A 22,322-nucleotide genomic window follows, 5' to 3' on the forward strand; every position below is an offset into this window, starting at 1 on the left:
TATTTAATTTTAAAAAGCAACGCTGTTTAAAGCAAAGAGTGAGCCTTCATTCACACAAATTGTGTAAATAAAGGCTCACTCTTTTGGTATCCCAAATGTCAATAGCTTAACTTAATGACATTGGGGAATTAACCTAGCCTCTTTGCTGTTATATAGCTTATAAATGCTACAGCGCGGTAGCTGGCTGGATTCCGAACGTTGATAAATCAACGCCCGGAACACCTAGCCAGCCTCGCGGGGGTGGGAAGACGAACTCGCAAGCGAGCTCTGTCCCACCGCCTTTTTTAGTTTACTTATCGTAGAAATGTTGCCATTCCTTGTTGACGTTTTGGCGGGCCACCTTGGTCCCCGTCCATGACGGCACCTTGACGACCCCGTCAATCTTGTTCTTCGGCACGAAGCCCCAGTAACGACCGTCGTTTGAGACGCTCCGGTGATCCCCAAGGACGAAGTATTCGCCAGCCGGCACTTTGGTTGCGCCATTATGCTTGAGCCAGCTATTCTGAACAGAAATGCTCTTCAGCGTCCAGTTGCCGGTTCCGGCATTCCGCTGCTTCGTGGAGATGTAGCTCTGGTCGATCTTCTTGCCGTTGACGTAGATATTACCATTCTTTGACTTCACCGTGTCACCCGGCAGGCCGATCACCCGCTTGACGTAGTCGGTCTTGACGGCCACCTGGGGATCAACCCCGTTGGCGTCAAAGATGACGACGCTGCCGCGGTGAATCTTCGACCGTTTCAGACAAAAGACCCGTTCGTTATTCTGTAGATTGGGCTGCATTGATGGCCCGTCGACCCGCACGATTTGGAAGAAAAACTGCTTGATCAGCAGGGCAATCAGTAACCCGATGACGATCGGGACCACCCAGCTCATCACTTGTCGAAATGATTTCATGCGTTCTTTGCCTCACTCTATTATTTTTCAATCTCGGCGACATAGTCCCGGGCAACCTTGCTGTCGGAAGCGTATGGCACGTTGACGCCCTTAATCTTTTGGTAAGGGTCCTCACCCTTCCCTGCTATGACCACAATATCACCTTTAACGCTGTGGTCAATAGCATTCTTGATTGCCGTCTCCCGGTCCATGATGAAGTCGACCGTACCGACCTGGTCATGGTCAATGTAGGAGTCGATTGTTTCGGCAATCTTAACCGGGTCCTCAAAGCCCGGATCATCGGTCGTCAGGATTACCCGGTCCGGGCTTTCCTCGGTCAGAGCCTTGCCCAACCCTGGCCGGCGTGAGATACCCTTGTCCCCGGCCGAACCCAGGACAACCGTGACCTTGCCGGCATTGGTCTGGCGCTTTAAGAAGGCCAGGAGCCGCTTGGTGCTGGCGTAGTTGTGGGCGTAGTCGACATAGATCGTCCCGTGATCCTTGGTGGCAATCATTTCCATCCGCCCCTTGATGTGAACGTGATCGAGTGTGTCGACGGCGTCCTGAGCGCTGGCCCCGGCCAGGCCGCTGGCGATAATCGCCGCCACGGCGTTCCCTTCGTTGTAGTCCCCGGGCACGCTCGTCGTGTAGCGGTGATCGAGTTGCAGCTGTTTGGCGTTGTCAGAGAGGGCGTCCAGCTGGAACTCGCTCTCGTGGAGATTCTCTAGGTCGTTGCGGTACTCGAAGTCGAGCTGACGATCATCGGGCAAACTGACCTTCGCACCGTGGCGAGCGAAGAGATAGATGTTCTCCGGCTGCGTCGTTGCCTTGGCCGTGTAGTAAACATCGGTGAAGTTCTGCGTCTCGGCGTTGATCACGCAGACGTCAGAATTGACCAGCAGCTGTTCCTTGCAGTGCAGGTAGTCCGCAAAGGTCGGGTGTTCGTTGCGGCCGATATGGTCCGGCGTGATGTTGAGGAAGATCCCGACGTTATACTTCAAGCCGTAGACCCGCCGCTTCTTGTAAGCCTGGGAGGAAACCTCCATTACCAGGTGGGTCATGCCGTTGCTGACGGCTGCCCGCATGTCGTGGAAGAGATCCAGTGATTCCGGCGTCGTCAGGTCGGATTTGAACTGGTCACCAGGGTTGTGACCGAGAATCCGATCAAGAGTGGAGAAGAGGGCTACGTGCTGCTTCGTGGCCGCGTCCAAGACGTGGTCGGCGAAGTAGGCTGTCGTCGTCTTCCCCTTGGTTCCCGTGATGGCAATGATGAAGAGGTCGTTCTGCGGGAAGCCGTAGAAGGCTGCTCCAAGCAGGGCCATTGCCTTTTGCTCGTCCTTGACGATGATCGCCGGCAGTCCCTGGCCTTCCGGATACTCCTGCTCGGCCACGTAAGCGATGGCACCCTTCTCCTTAGCCATCGTCAGGTACTTGGGCAGGAAGTTCCCTTTGCAAAAGAACAGGGTTCCCGGCTTGACTTGCCGCGAGTCGTAGGAAACGGCGGTCGCGGTGAATTCACTTAAATTGCTGACGTGATCCAGAAGATGGTGTTCACGTAATAACGCTAATGCTGGCGTAACATGCAATTCCATTTTAATTGATCTCCTCTGATACTTTCTCTTAAAAGTCTATTATTTCATCTTTTAAGGGAAAAGTGAATATTTAGGCAACAATCAGCTAAAAAGAAGGTGGGTAAAAAGCGCTGGGCCTTTCACTCACCTTAATCCTGTTGACCCGCCGGCTTATACCAGTAGGCTTCCTCGATCCGTTTCAGCAGTTCGACAAGCTGCTTGGTTTCCTGGACGTCATGCGCCCGGATGACCCGGCCGCCGCCAAAATACATTGCTGATTCCGCGATCAGAGTTACGGGCAGGCGGTCCTGCTTGGCGAGGCCGAAGAGCTTCTTGCCAAAGCCCTTGCGCGAAATAGCTACTAACAGCGGCAAGCGGAAGCGATTCAGCTGGGCGATGTTGTGCATCATTGCCAGGTCCTGGTCGCCGTCCGCTACCTTGGCATAGCCGATCCCTTGGTCGAGACAAATCCGATTCCGATCAATCCCGGCATCAACCAGCTGGGCAACGTTTTGTTCAAAGAAACGAATCATCTCCGTCGTCAGGTTGTCGTACTCGCTCGTCCGGTTGGAGTGCATGGTGACCAGACCGGCCCGACTGTGCGCCAGCAGTTGCCGTTTCTCCGGCGTGTCAAAGCCCTGAACGTCGTTGATAATGTCAACACCCGCGTCCAGGGCAAACTCCATCACGGGCAGCTTATAGGTATCGACCGCCAGTGCCACCTGCGGGAAGTTTTTCTGGAGAAATTCAATTGCCGGCTTGATCCGGGCAATCTCCTCCGCAGGACTGATCTCATGAAAGCCACCGGGGCGGGTCGTTTGGCCACCGACCTCGACCACGTCGGCTCCCGCTTCAACCATTCGCTGGGCTTGGTCTTCCATCGTCTGGGTGGTATTGTATTGGCCACCGTCATAGAAGGAATCGGGGGTGACGTTGAGAATTCCATAAACAATTCCCCGTTCATTCAGATCAAACGTGTGCCGCCCCGCCCGCCAGATAATCCGGTGGGCAGTGTGAACTCGTTTAAGCGAATCTATGAGCTCCGCGTCCGCGGGCCAGGCCTGCTGGATTGCCCTTGCCAGTGGTGCGAGGGCCGCGCTTGGCAAAAGGAATTGCAGGCGTGACTGCGCCGGGTCTTCCACTAGCGGGCAATCAAAATGCTGCAAAAAGTCCCGGACTGCCTTTAACTGCTCCGGACGTGCCTGCCAATTGAGGGCCAGCTGTTGGTGATCCCGGACCGCCGCGGCCAAGATGGCAGCGGCTAGGCTGGTTTGCTTCTTTTCGATTGGTTCCTCGCTAATTTTCATTGCGGCATTCTCCTAACTTTTTAATCATTGCTCTTACTGCTTGGCCCCGTACCAGGTAGGAACGGCGCTCTTCAAATGGCAGCTCCGCCAGGGTTTGCGATGATCCCTGGGGAATCAGAATCCGGTCAAAGCCCCGGCTATACTGTCCCCGCTGGTTAGTAGCCACTTGACCGTGCAGTTCCGCCTGAACACGAGCAATAATCCTGTTGTTGTGGGCGCAGACCAGCCAGGAAACCATCGTGAACTCCCGGCGCCGTCCCCGTAATTTAGCCAAAATCCGCTCATCGTAGGCTTCCGGCGTTGGGCAATCCGCCAGATCACGGGCTGTGGTGACGCCCAGCCAGTCTGGAACAGCCGCCAATTGCAGCCCCGAATCATCGGCCAGCACGTATTCGCTGGGAAGGGCCCGACTGACGGTCAAAGCCTTGTTTGTCGCATTTTCCCGGTAGCTAACCGTGCTTTCCGGCGGGAACTGCTGGCGAGGCGCCAGGTCGGTGTAGGCCCGACCCGAATTGCCGGTCCATTTCAGCAGGCGTTGCAGCTCCGCAATCTTACCCCGGTTATGGGTGGCAATTACAAACTGCGTCATGATTCTAATTCCTTAATTAGGTAAAAGGACCCCGTTACCAGGATGATATCGTCGGGCCGGGCCATTTCTTGCGCCAGCTGCAGCCCCTGGCGAGCATCAACAGTTGCTTGCGCCTCCGGGATGAATTCCTGAAGAGCAGCGGTTGACAGGGCCCGCTGGTGGTTATCCGGGCTGGTGACGATGATTTTAGCGGCCACCTGTTGATAAAGCCGGATCATCTGGTGCCAGTCCTTATCCGCCAGGAAGCCGACCACCATAATCAGCCGGCGATCCGCGAACTCCTCGTGGATCGTCTCCACCAAGCGCTTGGCAGCATCCGGGTTGTGAGCCCCATCCAAAATCGTCAGGGGGTGACGGGCAACTACCTGCATCCGGCCAGGGATGGCGATCGTTGCCATCGTCGCCGTGAAAGGCTCAAAATCAGGCAACACACCCTGGTACACCAGTAAGGCAATCAGGAGAGTGGCGGTGCGGAGATTATCATGTTGGAAGGTCCCCAGCAAATTAAAGTGTCCAGAAAGGCGGGTCACCCCGGCACGTAGCCGAACTGTTTCACCATGTGCCTCAAGCGCAATCCCGTCCGCTAGCAGTAGGGGCACCTCAGCTTGTCGGCAGCGCTGTTGGATAATTTGCTTGACCTCTTCATCCTGGTTAGGCGCCAGGATTGCCACCTTAGTCCCGGACTTAATGATTCCGGCCTTGGCGCTGGCAATCTCCTTGATCGTAGAACCCAGGATCCGGGTGTGGTCGAGGGCCACGCGGGTAATCACCGCCGCCGCGGGCGCATCAATCGCGTTAGTAGCGTCATCCTGGCCGCCCAGACCGCACTCGATGACCGCCCAGTCAACTTGTTGGTCGGCAAAGTACTGGAGCATGATCAGGGTCCACCATTCAAAGACGGAGATCTGCTGAGGCTGAATGTCCGTCGGCAGCTGTTGGCAGATTTGCTCGTAAGTCCGCACAAAGTCCTCCTTGGCGATCATTTCATCGTTAATCCGGATCTGTTCGCGCTGATCAACCATCGCCGGGCTGGAGAAGTAGCCCACCTGAAAGCCGGCGCGCTGAAGAGTTTGCTCAATCAACGCGCCGGTCGAACCTTTGCCGTTGGTGCCGGCGATATGAATGATCTTAAAGCGGTGATCCGGCCGCTTCAATGCATCTAAGACTCGCTGCAGAAGCGCGACCCGGTCGTCTTGGCCACCCAGCATCGCCTGGTTCATTTGTCCTGTTAGTTCTTCGTAGGTTAACATTGGTAATCCCTCGTTTGCTGTAAAAATTCCTGTCGGAGAGCCAGGTCGGTTTTAAAGGCTCCGGTAAACTTATCAGTGTAGGTAAACTGCCCCGTCTTTCGGATCCCCCGCATTTCCATGCACATGTGCCGCGCCGCTACGGAGACGGCAATTCCATCCGGCGTCAGGATCCGTTGCAATTCGTGAACTAGGTCGGTCGTCACCCGTTCCTGCATCCCCGGCTTCTTGGTCACAAAGTCAACGAGACGGGGAATCTTGCTGAGGCCAATCACCCGGCCATCTTTCGGCACATAAGCCACGTTGGCGTACCCAAAGAAGGGCAACAGGTGGTGCTCACACATCGAATAGAAAGGGATATGCTGAATCAGCACCATCTCCGGCAGGTCATCGACGTGGAAAACCTTGTAGTTGGTGAAATCCTCGGGCCGATGATCGAGCGAGGAGAAAATTTCCGCGTACATCTTAGCGACCCGCTGAGGAGTCTCCACCAGCCCCTCCCGCGTCGGATCTTCACCCAAGGCAACGATCAAATCATGCACTGCCTGCTCAACTTTTACTTGGTCCACATTAACACCTCATTTGAAAACTTCTTCTTAATCCAATTCCGATCCGGCGTCACCTGGAGCAAGTGGGCAACCTCCTCGTAATGTTCGTCGTCACTTGTCAGGGCCTCCAGCGTCGGTACCAAGACAAAGCGGCGGTTGGCCATCTCCGGGTGGGGAACAGTCAGCGTCGCAGTCTGGATATGCCGCTGGTCGTAGTAGATAATGTCCAGGTCGATCGTCCGGGGTCCCCAGTGAACAATGCGTTTTCGGTGAAGGGCCTGTTCAATCGCGTGCAGGTAATCCAGCAACTCCTGAGCACTCAACGTGGTCTGAAGTACCGCTGCGATATTGTAAAAAGATTGCTGCTCGACTCCCCCGACTGGCTCCGTCTCGTAGATCGAAGAGAGACTGGTCAGCTTGATCCGGTCATTTTCACCAAGCATCTGAACCGCTCTTTGCAGGTTGGTCAGGCGCTCCCCGATGTTGGTTCCAATGCTCAGAACGCTCTCAATTGGTATGGTCATTTGTAAAGTGAACCTCGATTTCTGCGTTATCCAATACCCCGTCAATTGGCAGGTTGTACTTGCGTATCTTCAACCGAATCTCCTGCAAACGGGGAAACTTCTCCAGCAACGACTGGCCTAGGTGGTTGGCCAGGCTCTCGATCAGTTGGTAATGGTGGTCCTGGACGAATTGCCGGATGGCCTCGTACACGTCGGCGTAACTAACTGTCTCGTCTAATTGGTCGTGAACGACTGCCCGCTCAATCGGGTAGGTCATCTCGCAGTCAATTTCCAGTTTTTGACCCAGCTGACGTTCGGCGCTAAAAACCCCGTTGTAAGTATGGAAGACCATGTTGTTCAATCGTATTTTGCCGATCGTAATCACCCCATCTATTAAAATCATCAATTCTTTAATTTAATCATACTGTACGACGAGGGTTTCGCCAAGAGATTTTGCCCAAGAAATCCCCCATTCATTCGCCTATTAATCATGAAATAGACTTCACAAAATAAAATTGTTCGTGTTCATTAGTGGCAAAAGAAAAGCTAGCTTCGAGCCGGAGCTAGCTTGAACAATGTTTTAATTTTGGTGTTCTCATTACTAATTATGTTCGATCGAGGTATTAACTTCTTAACTCAATGCTAGTGACCATCAAATTCAAAGCCCATTGGTATCACATACCTTTCATGTTCCACCAACAACAACTTTAAATTACTGCTCGAATCATCTTTACCATTTGTAATCACCTCATTTGCGTTGGTCATTACCTTTTCTACACTTATAATATACCACATTATGGTACCGCTTACAAGCCCGCAATAATAAAAAGCACACCCATTTTAAGAGCGTGCTTTTCAGTGCTGATCTTATGCTTCAGCGACCGGCTGCTTGGCCTTGTCAATTCCAGATTCGTCCGGCTTGAACTTGTCGATGAAGTAAAGCTTGTACCAAACCAGGAAGGTGTAGACCGTCCAGATCTTCCGCCGGCCATCAATCTTACCGTTGAAGTTGTCATCGGCCAGCTTGAGCAGCTTGTCCTGATCGAAGAATTCCTTGACGAAGTCTTGTTCGAACATTTCCTTAACGATCTCGTAGTACTTCTTCTCCCGCAGCCATTCACGGACCGGGGTTGGGAAGCCGAGCTTTGGCCGGGTTGCCCATTCCTCAGGCAGGTGCCGATTGGCCGCCATCCGGAAGGCCCACTTGGTCCCCTTGTAGTTGAAGAGATAGTTAGTTGGTGTCGTTTCGGCCACCTTCATAACCTCCTTATCCAGAAGGGGTACCCGGATTTCCACGGAGTTGGCCATGCTCATCTTGTCGGCCTTTAAGCAGATGTCGCCAGGCATGAAGCGGTGCAGGTCAACGTATTGCTTCTTGGCCACTTCGTTCATGTCGGACTTGGCGTCGCACTTATCATAGAGCGGCTTCAGTAGGTCAGTGATTGACGGACCATCCTGGTACTCCGGCTTCAGGTATTCGTTGGCTTCGGTCGGGCTGAAGATGTAGGCCTGGCCGATGAAGGTATCACGGGCCGGCGCCAGGTTCCGGTAAAGGTGTTCGGAACCGTGGAACTGCTTGCCTTCGAGCCACTTACCCAGCTTGTAGCGCTTTTCCTTCGGCAGCTTCTTCAGCTGGTCGGTTACCCAGCGCAGGAACTTGATCTTGGTGTTGAAACCATAGGCCGTGTAGCCAGCGAAGAGCTCGTCGGCCCCTTCACCAGACAGGAGGGCCTTGTAGCCATTGTCCTTAGCCAGTTTGTTCAGGAAGTAGAGCGGCACAACGGACGGGTTGGAGTCCGGTTCGTCCAGGTAATACTGGATCAGTGGGAAGGTCTTGAAGGCTTCCTCATCGGTCAGCAACTTGTCGGTGTTCTTTAGCTTCAGCTTAGCTGCCAGTTCGCGGGCCTGCTTGGTTTCGTCGTAACCACTGTCGAAACCAATCGAGAAGGTGTTGTTGGGCCGCATCAGGGCCGTGACCAGGCTGGAGTCCACCCCGGCGGACAGGAAGGAACCAACCTTGATCCCCTTGTCGGCAAAGGTGTGGGCCTTGACGGAATCCTTGACTACGTTGTCGATGTTGTCAACGGCCTGGTCAAAGGTCTCATTCTTCGGTTCAAAGTCCTCGTCCCAATACTGTTCCATGTCAAACTTGCCGTCCTTGTAGGTGAAGTAGTGAGCCTCTGGCAGGCGGTAAACACCCTTGAAGAAGGTCTCTTGGGTAACGTTGTATTGGAAGGTCATGTAAGACTTCAGGGCCCGCTTGTTCAGCTCCATTTTAAAGTTCGGGTGGTCCAGGAAGGCCTTGATTTCGGAACCGACGAAGAAGGTGCCGTTCATCTGGGCATAGTAGAGTGGTTTGATCCCGAAGTGGTCCCGGGCACCGAACATCTCGTTGGTCTTCTTGTCCCAAATGACGAAGCCGAACATCCCCCGCAGCTTTTGCAGGATGTCCTTGCCCCATTCCTCGTAACCGTGCAGGATAACCTCGGTGTCGGCGTGGGTCTTGAAGGTATGGCCCTTTTCGATCAGTTCGCCCCGCAGCTCCTCAAAGTTGTAGATTTCACCGTTGAACTCAATGATCTTGGAATTATCTTCATTAAAGATTGGCTGGTTCCCTGACTTGACGTCAACGAAGCTGAGCCGCCGAAATCCCAGGGCCACGTGCTCATCCACGTACTGACCTTCGGCATCGGGGCCCCGGTGGATGATCCGGTCCTTCATTTGCTTGATTAATTTGTCTTTGATTTGTGGTTTTTCATCATCAACAAATGCAACAATTCCACACATTGAAACGTTCCTCTTCTTTCTTCAATTTGTTATTTCGTTCGTAAACCTGAACCCTAAGTATATCATATCCGCTTGATTTTAACATAATTAGCACTTCCATCAAAAGGTGAGTGGAGAATAACCAGCAAAGTGGAGTGAGAGGCTACTAGGGCGGGAGTCGACGCTGAAGGCGTCGGCTTTCGTCCGTAGTCAAATAGACTTGCTCCGCTGCGCTAGACACTAGCCCCACAGTTACGACGCGTAGCTAGCCTTTGGTTTTCCACGTTATCAAAACAGGGTCCATAGCTTGGCACCACGAACCCTATTTCCCGGGAAATATTAGTTCTGTTCGTTCTTCTTGGAGAACTTGCCCTGGCGAATGTAGACGCTGAGAATTGCCAGGTCGGCCGGATTGACCCCGGAGATCCGGGACGCCTGGGCCAGCGTCTCCGGCCGGATCTTCTCCAGCTTCTGCCGTCCTTCCGTTGCCAGGCCGTCGATGTCCTCGTAGTCGATGTCGTCTGGAATCCGCTTGGCTTCCATTCGCTTCATCCGTTCGACCTTGACCTCTTCCTTCTTGATGTAGCCGGCATACTTGAGCTGGATTTCTACCTGCTCGATCACGTGCCGGTCTAATTCGGTCGCCAGTGCCGGGATAAAGTTCAGCAGGGTCTGGTAGTCAAAGTACGGTCGCTTCAGCAGGTCAGCGGCAGCTACTCCATCCTTCAGGCGGTGATCGCCGTGCTGCTCGATGAAGTCGTTGACCGCTTCGTCGCTCGGCTTGAGCTTGATCGACCGAAGCCGCTTGATTTCGGCGGCCACGGCGGCCTTCTTGGCTTCCATCTTGGCCAGCCGTTCATCACTGACCAGGCCGATTGCGTGGCCCTTTTCCATCAAGCGGAAGTCGGCGTTGTCATGCCGCAGGATCAGTCGGTATTCGGCCCGGCTCGTCAACAGCCGGTATGGTTCCTTGGTGCCCTTGGTAACCAGGTCGTCGATCATTACCCCAATGTAGGCATCGGAACGCTTAAGGACAAACGGCTGCTTGCCCTGGGCCCGCAGCCCGGCATTGATCCCAGCGATCAGGCCCTGGCCAGCCGCCTCCTCGTAACCGGAGGAGCCGTTGGTCTGACCGGCCGTGTAGAGGTTTTTGACGATCTTGGTCTCCAGGGTCGGGTGCAGCTGGTATGGTGCCACGACGTCGTATTCGATTGCGTAACCTGGCCGCATCAGTTCGGCGGATTCCAGCCCCTTGATGGAGTGGACAATCTTGTTTTGAACCTCTTCCGGCATCGAGGTTGAGACCCCGTCGAGGTAGTACTCGTCGGTATCGCGACCCTCGGGCTCCAGGAAGACCTGGTGGCGGGACTTGTCGGCGAAACGCACGATCTTGTCCTCAATCGATGGGCAGTAGCGGGGCCCGACCCCCTTGATGACGCCGGAGAACATCGGGGCCCGGTTCAGGTTGGCCCGGATGATTCCGTGGGTCGTTGGGTTAGTGTAGGTCAGCCAGCAGGCCAGCTGGTCCGTCACGGAGATGTAAGCACTGTCTGGCGTGTCGAAGCTGAAGTGGTGCGGCTCCTCATCACCAGGCTGTTCGTCGGTCTCGTCAAAGTTGATCGTGTTCCCGTTAACCCGTGGTGGCGTTCCGGTCTTGAACCGTTCCAGGTCAAAGCCGAGCTCCTCCAGGTTTTCGGACAGCTTGACGGCCGATTTGGAGTTGTTCGGGCCAGATTGGTACTGGAGCTCACCGATGATGATCTTGCCCCGGGCGGCCGTGCCGACGGTCAGGACAACCGCCTTGGCGTGGTAACGGGCACCGGTGTTGGTGACAACCCCCTTGCAGACGCCATCCTCTACGATCAGGGAGTCAACTGTGGCCTGCCGCAGGGTCAGGTTTGGTTCGCGCTCAATCGTCAATTTCATTTGGCGGTGATAGGCGTGCTTGTCGGCCTGAGCCCGTAATGCTCGGACCGCGGGACCCTTCCCGGTGTTGAGCATCCGCATCTGGATGTAGGTCTTGTCGATGTTGTGCCCCATTTCACCACCGAGGGCATCGATCTCCCGGACGACGATCCCCTTGGCTGGGCCCCCGACGGACGGGTTACACGGCATAAAGGCCACCATTTCGAGACTGATGGTTACTAACAGGGTCTTGTTTCCCATGCGGGCAGCGGCCAGGGCGGCCTCACTGCCGGCGTGTCCGGCGCCGACGACGATCACATCGTAGTCGCCACCCTCGTACTGGACCGCATCTGACGTTTTTAATGATTCTGCAGACTTCATAATTTCCCTACTTTCCTAAACAGAATTGACTAAATAATTGGTCGAGCAGCTCGTCCTGGTAGCTGTCACCGGTGATTTCACCGAGCAAGTCCCAACAACGGGTCATGTCGATCTGGACCAGGTCGACCGGCATCCCGTCAGCAATCCCCTTCAAAACGTCGCTCAGGGCATCGTTAGCCTGGTGCAGCAGGCCGATGTGCCGGGCGTTGGTGACCATGACGCTGTTCTGGCTATTTTCGATCCCCTGGTCAAAGAACATGTGGCTGATCTGTTCGCCTAACTGATCCATCCCCGAGTGCTTGACGATCGAGGTTTCAATCAGCGCATCGTCGCCGACCAGCTGCTTTAATTCGGTCAGGTCGAGCTTGCTTGGCAGGTCGGTCTTGTTCAAGATCACGATCCGTTGCTTATCCTTGGTGGCAGCCAGGAGCTTCCTGTCTTCTTCGGTCAGGGGTTCCGAGTTGTCGATCAGCAGCAGGACCAGGTCGGCGGCATCGAGGGCCTTGCGACTTCGTTCCACCCCGATCTTTTCCACCGTGTCGGCCGTGTCACGAATCCCGGCGGTGTCGATCAACTTCAGCGGCACACCGTTGACATTGACGTACTCCTCAATCACGTCCCGGGTTGTCCCGGCCACGTTGGTGACAATTGCCTTATCCTCGTGCAGCAAGGAGTTCAGCAGGCTCGACTTGCCGACGTTGGGCCGGCCGATGATTGCCGTTGCCAGGCCTTCCCGCAGGACTTTCCCTTGCTTGGCCGTCTTTAAGAGCGCCTGGATCCGTTGCTGAATCTCAACTGCCTTTTCCTTGAGCATCTTAGTGGTCATCTCTTCGACGTCGTCGTATTCGGGATAGTCGATGTTGACCTCGACCTGGGCCAAGACGTCCAAAATGTCCTTGCGCAGGTGACGAATCAGGCGGGAAAGGTCCCCGTCCAGTTGGTTAAGGGCCACCTTCATCGACTTGTCCGTTTTCGCCCGAATCAGGTCCATGACCGCCTCGGACTGGGAAAGGTCAATCCGGCCATTCAGGAAGGCCCGCTTGGTGAATTCACCCGGTTCGGCCATCCGGGCCCCGTAGCTTAAGACCAGCTGGAGGATCCGGTTAGTGGCCAGCAGCCCCCCGTGACAGTTAATCTCAATCACGTCTTCCTTGGTATAGGTGTGGGGTGCGCGCATCACCGACACCATCACTTCATCGACTTCTTCCTTTGTCTCCGGGTCAATAATGTGGCCGTAGTTGATCGTGTGACTAGCAACTTTGTCCAGGTTCTTGCCCCGGTAAATCTTTTCGGCGACTTTGACCGCGTCGTCACCACTGATCCGCACAATGGAAATGCCCCCTTCACCAACGGGGGTTGAGATTGCGGCGATTGTATCCGCCTCGCTGTTTGCCACGATATTCGCTCCTTTCTAATAAAAAAAGCGCCCAGTCCACGTCTGAAGGCATCACTGCCGTCACCATGGTCAAAGCACTTTCACTACTTTAACAAATTTAATTTTATAACCGTCAACATTCTATGATCATCCCCGCCGAATGTCAACCAGAAAACACCGCTAGTTCCGCGGGGCAATCACAACGCTTCGGTAGGGCTCCCGGCCATGGGAATAAGTCCGCACGTGCGTGTTATTCTCCAATTCCCGGTGCAGCTGCTTGCGTTCCCGCGCCGGCATCGGGTCCAAGAAGACTGCCTGACCACTGGCAACCACCTCGGTCACGGAACGCTCGGCCAGCTCGTGCAGAGCTTCGTGTCGCCGCTGCCGGTAATCCGAGGTGTCCAAAATCACGGCAGTCTTGGGAGCGCCGTGGTAGTCCATGAAGGCCGCCGCCAATTGCTCCATAGCATTGATCCGCCGGCCGTGGTGGCCAATCACCCGGCCGGACGCCGGTGATTGAATATCAACCGTAATTTCGTGGGCCGCCACCTGCTTGACCTGCGGCGTCGTCTCCACCCCCAGGGCCTGGAAGACGTCCTGGAGATAACCGGTCAACCGCTTGCCGGCCGACTGAACCCTTTTCAGGTTAGCCGCGTGCCGGGCCTTGATCACCGCCGGATCTTGCGCACCGCCATCGTGTGGTGCGGGCCGATTTGCCCTTGGCCGGGCCGTGGTCACGGGATTAGCCGAAACATTTTTCGACTGTTTTACTGCTGAGTGCTTTTTCGGCTGGGCGTTGGCAGCTGACACAGGCTGCGGAGTCGGTTGCTTGATTTCCGCACTGATTTGGGCATCCCGTCGGCCGAGACCCAAAAAGCCCCGCCGTGGTTCTTGGATCACCTTCACGACCAGCTGCTCCAGTGGTTTCCCCAGTTCACTAGCTGCTTTTCGTTCCGCTTCGTCAATTGTCTTTCCGCTATACAATGGCATTCTGCTCATGTCCTCCATCTATAAATTTCACTGATTTTATTCTAACACGGTTAAAAAAAGCCAGGCACTCGCGAAGAGGTCTGACTCTAGTAAATCTTTTATTACTTGCGCTTGCTCTGGTAGGCACGACGCTTAGCCTTTTCCAGCTTCCGCTTCCGGCGCTTCTCTGCCCGTTCCTTTTCTTCCCGTTCGCGACGAATCTTGAATGGATTCTGCAGGAGCAGCGTTTGAACAACCTGGAAGGCATTTGAAATCACCCAGTAAAGGGTAATGGCAGACGAGAAGCCCAGGGCCATCACGAAGACCATGATCGGCATGAACCAGGTCATCGCCGTCGTCATTCCATTTCGTTCCGGCATTGAAGCCATCGACAGCCATGAAGAGATAAAGGTGAACAGGGCCGCCAAGATTGGCATCACGTAGTACGGATCGGTGTGCCCCAATTGCATCCAGAGGAAGGTCCCCTGCTTCAGTTCAGGGGTCCGCCAAATCGCCTGGTAAAGAGCCCACATGATTGGCAACTGAATCAGCAGCGGCAGCATCGAAGCCCATGGGTTAACCCCGGCTTCCTTGTAGAGCTTCCGGGTTTCTTCCTGCAGCTTCATCATCGACTCTTGGTCCCGAGATGAGTATTTTTTCTGCAGAGCTTTCAGCTTAGGTGCCACTTCCTGCGTCTTCAGCATCGATTTGGTCTGGTAGAACATCAGTGGCAGCAACAATACCCGAATGATGATGGTGAAGACAATGATCCCCATCCCGTAGCCACCAATGTGATTGGAAAGCCAGATAATGAATTGGGAGAAGTTATATACAATGTAGCGATCCCAAAAGCCGGTGCTGTTCTTCGTGACCGGAGCATTCGAGCAGGCGGCCAGCAGAACCGTCAAGCTCAGAACCGCCGTCAAGCTCAGGATCTTTTTGCTCTTTTTTGTCAAACCGTGTTCCTCACTTTTCATTTAATAGCTGTGCTTTTTTCAAAACATGAACGAGGTTCTTCTTGGTTTCGGCCATCTCCATGCCGTCAGCGGCGGGACGGGCAATCACCAAAAAGTCGACGTCCGGTTTCAGATCTGGCTTCACTTCCAGCAGGGTCTGCCGAATCCGCCGCTTCACCCAGTTGCGATGAACCGCGTTGCCAATCTTTTTACCAACCGAAATGCCGACACGAAAATGTTTCTGGCCCGGCTTTTCCATCTGGTAGATGATGAACTTCCGGTTAGCGACGGATTGGTGGGTTTCAAAGACCCGTTGAAACTCGCTTTCCTTTTTTACTCGGTATGATTTTCTCATAATGTATAATCCTAGCCTTACTTAGATATGAAAAAGGGCAAGGCCATCGACTGCTGAATTGCATCCGCGATCTGCCCTGCCCGATCACAATAAAAAAAGCCACTATAAAAGTGGCCGTGTGGTTATGCAGATAATACTTTTCTGCCCTTTTGACGCCGACGTGCTAATACCTTACGGCCGTTACTGGTGCTCATGCGCTTACGGAAGCCATGGACACATGCACGGTGACGCTTCTTTGGTTGAAACGTGCGCTTCATACAATTGCACCTCCTATTCAATTGAATGGGTTTGCTTTTCAGTCTAAAAAGACGTTCTCTTCAAACATACTTTAGAAGTGTACCATACTTTCGGCAATTAATAAACGACAAAATTTTATTTTAATTTTTTATTTATCCACAGAACGATAAAAACTTTCCACAAGTCCTGTGCAGTATCTATGGTTGTGGAAAACTATCCACCACAATATCTTGTGGTTATTCACAATTCACACCCTGTGATTAGATTTATCCACAGGAGCTATTTTCCTTGTTAATAACTGGCCGATTCCTTGATATAATCAGCTTTAGTTATCCACAAGCACTGTTGATTTTACTTTTTGCACATCGTTCACTAACAAAATCAACAATTTCTCGTTTAAATACCACACAGAGTTGTGTATACTATTTTCTGCTTTATCCACCCTGTGGAAAACTTTTTAATGTGATGATAAAATACCGTGTAGAATTTATCAACACTAGGAGGAATTATTTTGACTGAGCTCGATTCTCTGTGGGAAGCGATCCAAAATTCATTCCGTCAAAACACCACCCAGGTGACCTTTGACACCTTGATTGCTCCGGCAAAAGCAATTTCTCTCTCCCAAAACCAGCTTACGATCCTGATGCCAACGCCTGTTCATCGGGATTTTTGGCGTCAAAATCTCGATGCTAAGCTCAAGGGATACGCCCAGGCCGAACTAGGCTACGAAATTGAGCCCCGCTACGTTTTAGAGAGCGAAATCACCCCGCACGAAACTGAACAACCATCTTCAAATACTAACTTTGAAATGGATACGCCCCTCAACCCACATTACAATTTCAACACCTTCGTGGTCGGCGAAGGCAACAAAATGGCCCACGCGGCCGCCTATGCAGTGGCTGAAAGTCCTGGCAGCCTCTATAACCCGCTCTTTATCTATGGTGGTGTCGGACTGGGGAAAACACACTTAATGGAAGCGATTGGTAACCACATGTTGCAGACCAATCCGAACGCCAAGGTAAAGTATATTACCAGCGAGGAATTCACCAACGACTTCATCAATTCAATCCAAAATAAGTCAATGGATAAATTCCGTGAAGAGTACCGCAACCTTGACCTACTATTAATTGACGACATCCAGTTCCTGGCTACCAAGGAAGGGACCCAGCTGGAATTCTTCTATACATTTAATGCCTTGCACGATCGCAAAAAACAAATCGTGATGACCTCCGACCGGATCCCCAACGAAATTCCAGAACTCCAGGATCGCTTGGTTTCCCGCTTCCGCTGGGGCCTGCCGGTCGAAATCACCCCACCAGACCTGGAGACGCGGATCGCCATCCTGCGCAGCAAAGTTGAAGAAGATCAGATCGACGTTGGCAATGATACCCTGAACTACATCGCCGGCCAGATTGACTCCAACATTCGTGAACTGGAGGGGGCCTTAAATCAGGTTCAAGCCTTCGCCAATCTCAGCGGAGAACCAATCACACCTCACTTAGCCTCCCAGGCACTCAAGGGGTTGCGCCAGCAGCAGCGAACAACGATCACGATTGCTGAAATTCAAAAACAGGTTGCCAGCTACTATAACATTACCCAAGGAGACATTCTCGGTAAAAAACGAGTTAAACAAATCGTCGTCCCACGGCAGATCGCAATGTATCTATCGCGTGAACTGACGGATTACTCACTGCCCAAGATCGGCAATGAATTTGGAGGCAAGGATCACACGACGGTCCTGCACGCCATCGACAAGATCGAAGCAGCCCTGAAAAAGGACACGGACCTGCAAAAAGACATTGGCAAGTTGAAGGAGCACCTCCATGCTTAACCTGTGAATAACTACTGAAATTATCCTCAATTTTATCCACAGGTTATCAACAACCGCGATCCTTTATTTTGATTGGATTTCACAACTTATCCACAGTATTAACAGGATCTACTACTACCACGATTTTTTAAACTATAAAATATATTTATATAAAGGAGCCACAGCAATGAACTTCACAATTAACAGAACGGCATTTATCAGCCAGCTTAATAATGTTTTACGAGCAATTTCATCTAAAACCACAATTCCGATTTTGACGGGACTCAAAATGGTCATCGATAAAGAACAGATCGTGTTGACCGGAAGCAACTCCGACATCACCATCGAAAGCGTCATTAACGCCACTGATCCCGACTATGAATTAAACGTTGAAGAGCCAGGCGCCATTGTGTTGCCTGCTCGATTCTTTAGTGAAATTGTTAAAAAGCTGCCTGACAAACAAGTAACGATTGAAGTTACAGATGGCTTCCAAGCCGATATTACCTCCGGAACCGCTAAGTTCCAAATCAATGGTCAGGACGCGGAAAACTTTCCTCACTTGCCAGAAGTTGAGACTGACCGGACAATTACCTTGCCAAATGATGTCTTAAAGGAAGTCATTCGCCAAACCGTCATTGCCGTTTCTAAACAGGAAAGTCGGCCAATCCTTGCTGGAATTCACATTACCTTGCACGATGGTCTCCTGACAGCGGTCGCTACCGACAGCCACCGGTTGGCACAACGGAAAGTTCAGCTGGAGTACGTCAGTGGGATCGACTTCGACGTCATTATTCCAGGGAAGAGTATGAATGAGCTCTCTGGGATGATTAGTGACGTGGATGAGGACGTTCAGGTTCAGGTAACCGAAAATCAGATTCTCTTCATCTTTGGCAACACGCATTTCTATTCCCGCCTGTTGGAAGGAAATTATCCAGAAACCAGTCAGCTGATTCCAGAGACTGCTGATACAACGATGGAAGTCGATGCCGGAACTTTCCTGGCATCGATTGAGCGGGCCTCTTTGCTGTCACACGAGAGTCGCAACGATGTGGTTAAGCTGACGCTGAAGCCAAGTGAAAACCTTGTCCGGATCAGTAGTGATTCCCCAGACATTGGGACGGTAGAAGAAGAGGTTGCCACGAATGCACTCGACGGGGCCGACCTGGAGATTTCCTTCAATCCGAACTACATGAAGGACGCGCTGCGTTCCTTTGGTCAGTCAGCAATCAAGATTTCCTTCACTTCGCCGCTGCGGCCATTTACCTTGGTACCAACCGAAGATCAAGAAAACTTTGTCCACCTGATCACCCCGGTGCGGACTTTCTAACAATTGAAAATTAACTTAAACGGGCACCATAATCACCGGCTTGGCTGATTTGGTGCCTGCTTTATTTTGCCGAGGAGTTCTTGATCATTTGATGGTTCTCACCTTGCAATTTTAGAAAGCCAAATGACGGAGAGTGGCCTCTAGGCGACGCAGGTCAGTTCGAACCTCTTTTTGATAAAAATGCCTCTTTTAGTTTTGGAGGGCTGAGAACGCCTTATAACGCGTTTTACCTATTTAGTTGTGGTATAATAGAAACAGTAAAGTAGGTGAAATAGTGTGAAAAACAAGGAATTCGTGATTTCAACGCCGTACATCACCCTCGGCCAATTATTGAAGGAAGAGGGCATTATCCCAACTGGTGGTGCGGCGAAGTGGTACTTAAAGGAGAATCAGGTCCTGGTCAATGGTGAAGCCGACACGCGGCGGGGCCGCAAGCTCTACCCCGACGACCAGGTTCAGGTTCCTGATTACCCTCTTTTGAAAATTTTGAGTAAGTAGGCAGCAAGGATGATTTTGACGGAGCTACGGTTGCGCCACTTTAGAAATTACCAGGATCTGACGGTACACTTTGCTCCCGGGGTCAACGTCCTGATCGGCCACAACGCTCAGGGCAAGACCAACATGCTGGAGGCGATTTATGCCCTGTCATTGACGCGGAGTCATCGGACTAGCAACGACCGGGAGCTGATCAACTGGCAATCCCAGTCCGCCACCATCAGCGGAATTGTGCAGAGGGCTAGTGGCCGGGTGCCCTTGGAGCTGCAATTTACCAAGAACGGCAAGAAAGCCAAGGTCAACCATCTAGAGCAGGCCCGGCTCGGCCAATACGTCGGGCAGCTCAATACGATTTTGTTTGCCCCGGAGGATCTGTCTTTGGTCAAAGGGGCGCCCGCAATTCGGCGCCGCTTCATGGATATGGAATTTAGCCAGATGAGCAGCAAGTATCTCTACAATGCCAGTCAGTTCCGGACCCTCTTGCGACAACGAAACAAGTACTTAAAACAGCTAAAGTATGGCCAGCAGCATGACCGGGTGCTGTTGGCCGTTTTGTCTGACCAATTAGCGGCCTACGGGGCGGAGGTCATCGTGGCCCGTTACCACTTTCTCCAGCACCTGGAGAAGTGGGCGGCAGACCTGCACTACCAGATTTCGCTCAACCAGGAGAAACTGCACCTGGCTTACGCCACCCAATTGAAGGTCGATGAAGAAACAACGGTTGAGGCGGCCTACCAGGAGCTACTGAAGATTTACCAGGAGCATCAGGACAAGGAGATCGAGCAGGGAACGACCATGTACGGCCCCCAACGCGACGACATCCATTTCATCGTCAACGGCAAGAACGTCCAGGCCTTTGGCTCCCAGGGCCAGCAGCGGACAACTGCCCTGGCCGTTAAACTGGCGGAGATCGATCTAATGAAAGAACAGACCGGTGAATACCCGCTGCTGCTCTTAGATGATGTCCTGTCCGAGCTGGATACGGTTCGGCAGACCCATCTGCTGACGGCGATTCAGGACAAGGTTCAGACCTTTCTGACGACGACCAGCCTGAGTGATGTGGCAAGGCAACTGATTAAACAACCGACAATTTTTGAAATTAAGAATGGCACTTTGAACAAGGAGGAAGCATAGTGAGCGACGAGCGAAAAGAAACCAAAGCTGAGCTGGCCAGTGAATACGATGCCAGTCAGATTCAAGTCTTAAAGGGACTCGACGCGGTCCGGAAGCGTCCAGGGATGTACATCGGATCGACGTCTGCCCAGGGGTTACACCACCTTGTTTGGGAAATCGTGGACAACGGGATTGACGAGGCCCTGGCCGGGTTCTGTACGGAAATCAATGTCGAGGTTGAGCCCGACAACAGTATTACCGTTCGTGATAACGGACGGGGGATCCCAGTCGACATTCAAAAGGATACCGGAAAGCCAGCCTTGGAGACGGTCTACACCGTTCTGCACGCCGGTGGGAAGTTCGGCGGTGGCGGCTACAAGGTTTCCGGTGGTCTGCACGGGGTCGGGGCCTCAGTTGTAAACGCCCTGTCCGAAAGCCTGGACGTCAAGGTTGCCCGGCAAGGCAAGCGCTACTACATGGACTTTGATCACGGCCACGTTAAGACAGCCATGAAGGTTATTGCCACCGGCCTGCCAGAAGAGGTGCACGGGACCACCGTCCACTTCAAGCCGGATCCGGAAATCTTCCGTGAAACCACGACCTACAACATCAAGACCCTGACCGACCGGTTGCGTGAACTGGCCTTCTTAAACAAGGGGCTCAAGATCACGATTGAGGATAAGCGGGACGAAAAGCCGGAACGCCAGGAATTTCTCTATGAAGGTGGAATTCGCCACTACGTTGAATACCTAAATGAAGGCCGGGAAGTCCTCTTTGATCCGCCGATCTATGTTGAGGGCCAGGAAAACGGCATCACGGTCGAAGTGTCGCTTCAGTACGTCAACGGCTACCGTAGCGACCTGCTCACCTTCACCAACAACATCCACACCTACGAAGGGGGAACCCACGAGACCGGGTTCAAGATGGCCCTGACCCGGGTGATCAACGACTATGGTCACAAGAGCGGGATCCTGAAGAACAACGAGACCCTGTCCGGGGATGATGTCCGGGAAGGGATGGTTGCGGTGGTTTCCATCAAGCACCCCGACCCGCAGTTTGAAGGTCAGACCAAAACCAAGCTAGGGAACTCTGATGCCCGGACCGCGACTGACCACGTCTTCGCGGCCACCTTCAACCGCTTCTTAATGGAGCACCCGGACGAGGCCCGGCAGATTGTCGAAAAGGGCCAGTTAGCTTCCAAGGCCCGGGTCGCTGCTAAGCGGGCGCGGGAAGTCACCCGGAAGAAGAGCGGACTGGAAATTTCCAACCTGCCTGGTAAGTTAGCCGACAACACCAGCAAGGACCCGAACATTTCTGAACTGTTCATCGTCGAGGGTGACTCAGCCGGTGGTTCTGCCAAGCAGGGCCGTTCCCGGCTGACTCAGGCAATCCTGCCGATTCGGGGGAAGATCTTGAACGTTGAAAAGGCTTCGCTCGACCGGATTCTGGCCAACGACGAAATTCGATCCCTCTTCACGGCACTGGGGACCGGCTTCGGTGACGATTTCGACATCACTAAGGCCAACTACCACAAGCTGATCATCATGACCGATGCCGATGTCGACGGGGCCCACATTCGGACTTTGCTGCTGACGCTCTTCTACCGGTTCATGAAGCCGATGATCACCCACGGCTACGTCTACATTGCCCAGCCGCCACTCTACCAGGTTCGTCAGGGCAAATTTGTCAAGTACATCGAATCCGACGAAGAGCTGGAACGGGTCGTCAACTCCCTGCAGCCGAGCCCGAAGCCAGTTATTCAGCGGTACAAGGGGTTGGGTGAAATGGATGCCGAGCAGCTCTGGGAGACCACGATGGACCCAGAAAACCGGCACCTGCTGCGCGTCCAGCTCGACGATGCCGCCCAAGCCGACCAGATTTTCCCAATGCTGATGGGAACCAAGGTTGGTCCGCGGCGTGAATTTATTGAAAAGAATGCCAAGTTCGTTGAGAACCTGGACCTGTAATTAAGCACAAATTTGGATTTGATCAAA

At 53.0% G+C, this 22,322-nt stretch carries 20 protein-coding genes; 5 read left to right on the forward strand and 15 right to left on the reverse strand.

Going from position 1 to position 22,322, the window contains the following annotated elements; translation table 11 throughout:
- Window positions 1-289: 289 nt before the first annotated feature.
- From lepB to rpmH, 15 genes are all read right to left on the reverse strand, one after another.
- On the reverse strand, window positions 290-895 hold the full coding sequence (gene lepB, locus OCT58_RS01795; protein ID WP_267201126.1) for a signal peptidase I: 606 nt from the start codon (window positions 893-895) through the stop codon (window positions 290-292).
- A gap of 20 nt (window positions 896-915) precedes the next feature.
- Window positions 916-2,466 carry a UDP-N-acetylmuramoyl-L-alanyl-D-glutamate--2,6-diaminopimelate ligase gene (locus OCT58_RS01800; RefSeq protein ID WP_267201127.1) on the reverse strand — a complete coding sequence of 517 codons (1,551 nt, stop codon included), beginning with the start codon at window positions 2,464-2,466 and terminating at the stop codon, window positions 916-918.
- A gap of 128 nt (window positions 2,467-2,594) precedes the next feature.
- Complete coding sequence (folP, locus tag OCT58_RS01805; RefSeq protein WP_267201128.1) at window positions 2,595-3,752, reverse strand: dihydropteroate synthase; 1,158 nt, start codon at window positions 3,750-3,752, stop codon at window positions 2,595-2,597.
- Window positions 3,742-4,341, reverse strand: coding sequence for a non-canonical purine NTP pyrophosphatase (locus tag OCT58_RS01810; protein ID WP_267201129.1), 600 nt, complete (start codon window positions 4,339-4,341; stop codon window positions 3,742-3,744). The genes folP and OCT58_RS01810 overlap by 11 nt, the downstream gene beginning before the upstream one ends.
- A complete protein-coding gene (locus OCT58_RS01815; protein ID WP_267201130.1) occupies window positions 4,338-5,591 on the reverse strand; it encodes a bifunctional folylpolyglutamate synthase/dihydrofolate synthase in 1,254 nt (417 codons plus the stop codon). The genes OCT58_RS01810 and OCT58_RS01815 overlap by 4 nt, the downstream gene beginning before the upstream one ends.
- The gene (gene folE, locus OCT58_RS01820; protein ID WP_267201131.1) at window positions 5,585-6,157 is read right to left on the reverse strand and encodes a GTP cyclohydrolase I FolE; all 573 of its coding nucleotides are present in this window, start codon (window positions 6,155-6,157) and stop codon (window positions 5,585-5,587) included. Before folE ends, OCT58_RS01815 begins: the two co-directional genes overlap by 7 nt.
- Window positions 6,145-6,660: a 2-amino-4-hydroxy-6-hydroxymethyldihydropteridine diphosphokinase gene (folK, locus tag OCT58_RS01825; protein ID WP_267201132.1), complete on the reverse strand. Its 516-nt coding sequence runs from the start codon at window positions 6,658-6,660 to the stop codon at window positions 6,145-6,147. The genes folE and folK overlap by 13 nt, the downstream gene beginning before the upstream one ends.
- On the reverse strand, window positions 6,644-7,042 hold the full coding sequence (gene folB, locus OCT58_RS01830) for a dihydroneopterin aldolase (RefSeq protein ID WP_267201134.1): 399 nt from the start codon (window positions 7,040-7,042) through the stop codon (window positions 6,644-6,646). The genes folK and folB overlap by 17 nt, the downstream gene beginning before the upstream one ends.
- A 464-nt stretch (window positions 7,043-7,506) precedes the next feature.
- The gene (gene asnB, locus OCT58_RS01835; protein ID WP_267201135.1) at window positions 7,507-9,426 is read right to left on the reverse strand and encodes an asparagine synthase (glutamine-hydrolyzing); all 1,920 of its coding nucleotides are present in this window, start codon (window positions 9,424-9,426) and stop codon (window positions 7,507-7,509) included.
- Window positions 9,427-9,744: 318 nt separating this feature from the next.
- Window positions 9,745-11,691, reverse strand: coding sequence for a tRNA uridine-5-carboxymethylaminomethyl(34) synthesis enzyme MnmG (gene mnmG / locus OCT58_RS01840; RefSeq protein ID WP_267201136.1), 1,947 nt, complete (start codon window positions 11,689-11,691; stop codon window positions 9,745-9,747).
- Window positions 11,692-11,698: 7 nt separating this feature from the next.
- Window positions 11,699-13,087 carry a tRNA uridine-5-carboxymethylaminomethyl(34) synthesis GTPase MnmE gene (mnmE, locus tag OCT58_RS01845; protein WP_267201137.1) on the reverse strand — a complete coding sequence of 463 codons (1,389 nt, stop codon included), beginning with the start codon at window positions 13,085-13,087 and terminating at the stop codon, window positions 11,699-11,701.
- Between the two features lie 159 nt (window positions 13,088-13,246).
- Window positions 13,247-14,056 (reverse strand): RNA-binding cell elongation regulator Jag/EloR, encoded by an 810-nt coding sequence (gene jag, locus OCT58_RS01850; RefSeq protein ID WP_267201138.1) that lies wholly within the window; start codon window positions 14,054-14,056, stop codon window positions 13,247-13,249.
- Between the two features lie 101 nt (window positions 14,057-14,157).
- On the reverse strand, window positions 14,158-14,991 hold the full coding sequence (yidC, locus tag OCT58_RS01855; protein ID WP_267201139.1) for a membrane protein insertase YidC: 834 nt from the start codon (window positions 14,989-14,991) through the stop codon (window positions 14,158-14,160).
- 10 nt (window positions 14,992-15,001) lie between these two features.
- Window positions 15,002-15,346, reverse strand: coding sequence for a ribonuclease P protein component (gene rnpA / locus OCT58_RS01860; protein ID WP_267201140.1), 345 nt, complete (start codon window positions 15,344-15,346; stop codon window positions 15,002-15,004).
- Between the two features lie 122 nt (window positions 15,347-15,468).
- Entirely contained in the window at window positions 15,469-15,603 is a 135-nt protein-coding gene (gene rpmH / locus OCT58_RS01865; RefSeq protein ID WP_267201141.1) for a 50S ribosomal protein L34, read from the reverse strand.
- 491 nt (window positions 15,604-16,094) lie between these two features.
- Between rpmH and dnaA the strand changes: the two genes are divergently transcribed.
- From dnaA to gyrB, 5 genes are all read left to right on the forward strand, one after another.
- Complete coding sequence (gene dnaA / locus OCT58_RS01870) at window positions 16,095-17,414, forward strand: chromosomal replication initiator protein DnaA (RefSeq protein ID WP_267201142.1); 1,320 nt, start codon at window positions 16,095-16,097, stop codon at window positions 17,412-17,414.
- 166 nt (window positions 17,415-17,580) lie between these two features.
- On the forward strand, window positions 17,581-18,720 hold the full coding sequence (gene dnaN / locus OCT58_RS01875; RefSeq protein ID WP_267201143.1) for a DNA polymerase III subunit beta: 1,140 nt from the start codon (window positions 17,581-17,583) through the stop codon (window positions 18,718-18,720).
- Window positions 18,721-18,996: 276 nt separating this feature from the next.
- Window positions 18,997-19,218: a S4 domain-containing protein YaaA gene (yaaA, locus tag OCT58_RS01880; RefSeq protein WP_267201144.1), complete on the forward strand. Its 222-nt coding sequence runs from the start codon at window positions 18,997-18,999 to the stop codon at window positions 19,216-19,218.
- 9 nt (window positions 19,219-19,227) lie between these two features.
- Window positions 19,228-20,349, forward strand: coding sequence for a DNA replication/repair protein RecF (gene recF / locus OCT58_RS01885; RefSeq protein WP_267201145.1), 1,122 nt, complete (start codon window positions 19,228-19,230; stop codon window positions 20,347-20,349).
- On the forward strand, window positions 20,349-22,295 hold the full coding sequence (gene gyrB, locus OCT58_RS01890) for a DNA topoisomerase (ATP-hydrolyzing) subunit B (RefSeq protein ID WP_438361106.1): 1,947 nt from the start codon (window positions 20,349-20,351) through the stop codon (window positions 22,293-22,295). The genes recF and gyrB overlap by 1 nt, the downstream gene beginning before the upstream one ends.
- The last annotated feature ends 27 nt before the right edge of the window (window positions 22,296-22,322 follow it).

The organism is Limosilactobacillus kribbianus, assembly GCF_026413145.1.
Classification (GTDB): domain Bacteria; phylum Bacillota; class Bacilli; order Lactobacillales; family Lactobacillaceae; genus Limosilactobacillus; species Limosilactobacillus kribbianus.

Bases quoted from the DNA above. Each gene is read 5' to 3' on its own strand.
- dnaN (WP_267201143.1), top strand. From the start codon at position 17,581: ATGAACTTCACAATTAACAGAACGGCATTTATCAGCCAGCTTAATAAT.
- OCT58_RS01815 (WP_267201130.1), bottom strand. From the start codon at position 5,591: ATGTTAACCTACGAAGAACTAACAGGACAAATGAACCAGGCGATGCTG.
- asnB (WP_267201135.1), bottom strand. From the start codon at position 9,426: ATGTGTGGAATTGTTGCATTTGTTGATGATGAAAAACCACAAATCAAA.
- mnmG (WP_267201136.1), bottom strand. From the start codon at position 11,691: ATGAAGTCTGCAGAATCATTAAAAACGTCAGATGCGGTCCAGTACGAG.
- rpmH (WP_267201141.1), bottom strand. From the start codon at position 15,603: ATGAAGCGCACGTTTCAACCAAAGAAGCGTCACCGTGCATGTGTCCAT.
- folB (WP_267201134.1), bottom strand. From the start codon at position 7,042: ATGATTTTAATAGATGGGGTGATTACGATCGGCAAAATACGATTGAAC.
- rnpA (WP_267201140.1), bottom strand. From the start codon at position 15,346: ATGAGAAAATCATACCGAGTAAAAAAGGAAAGCGAGTTTCAACGGGTC.
- folP (WP_267201128.1), bottom strand. From the start codon at position 3,752: ATGAAAATTAGCGAGGAACCAATCGAAAAGAAGCAAACCAGCCTAGCC.
- folK (WP_267201132.1), bottom strand. From the start codon at position 6,660: ATGACCATACCAATTGAGAGCGTTCTGAGCATTGGAACCAACATCGGG.
- OCT58_RS01800 (WP_267201127.1), bottom strand. From the start codon at position 2,466: ATGGAATTGCATGTTACGCCAGCATTAGCGTTATTACGTGAACACCAT.
- OCT58_RS01810 (WP_267201129.1), bottom strand. From the start codon at position 4,341: ATGACGCAGTTTGTAATTGCCACCCATAACCGGGGTAAGATTGCGGAG.
- lepB (WP_267201126.1), bottom strand. From the start codon at position 895: ATGAAATCATTTCGACAAGTGATGAGCTGGGTGGTCCCGATCGTCATC.
- recF (WP_267201145.1), top strand. From the start codon at position 19,228: ATGATTTTGACGGAGCTACGGTTGCGCCACTTTAGAAATTACCAGGAT.
- jag (WP_267201138.1), bottom strand. From the start codon at position 14,056: ATGCCATTGTATAGCGGAAAGACAATTGACGAAGCGGAACGAAAAGCA.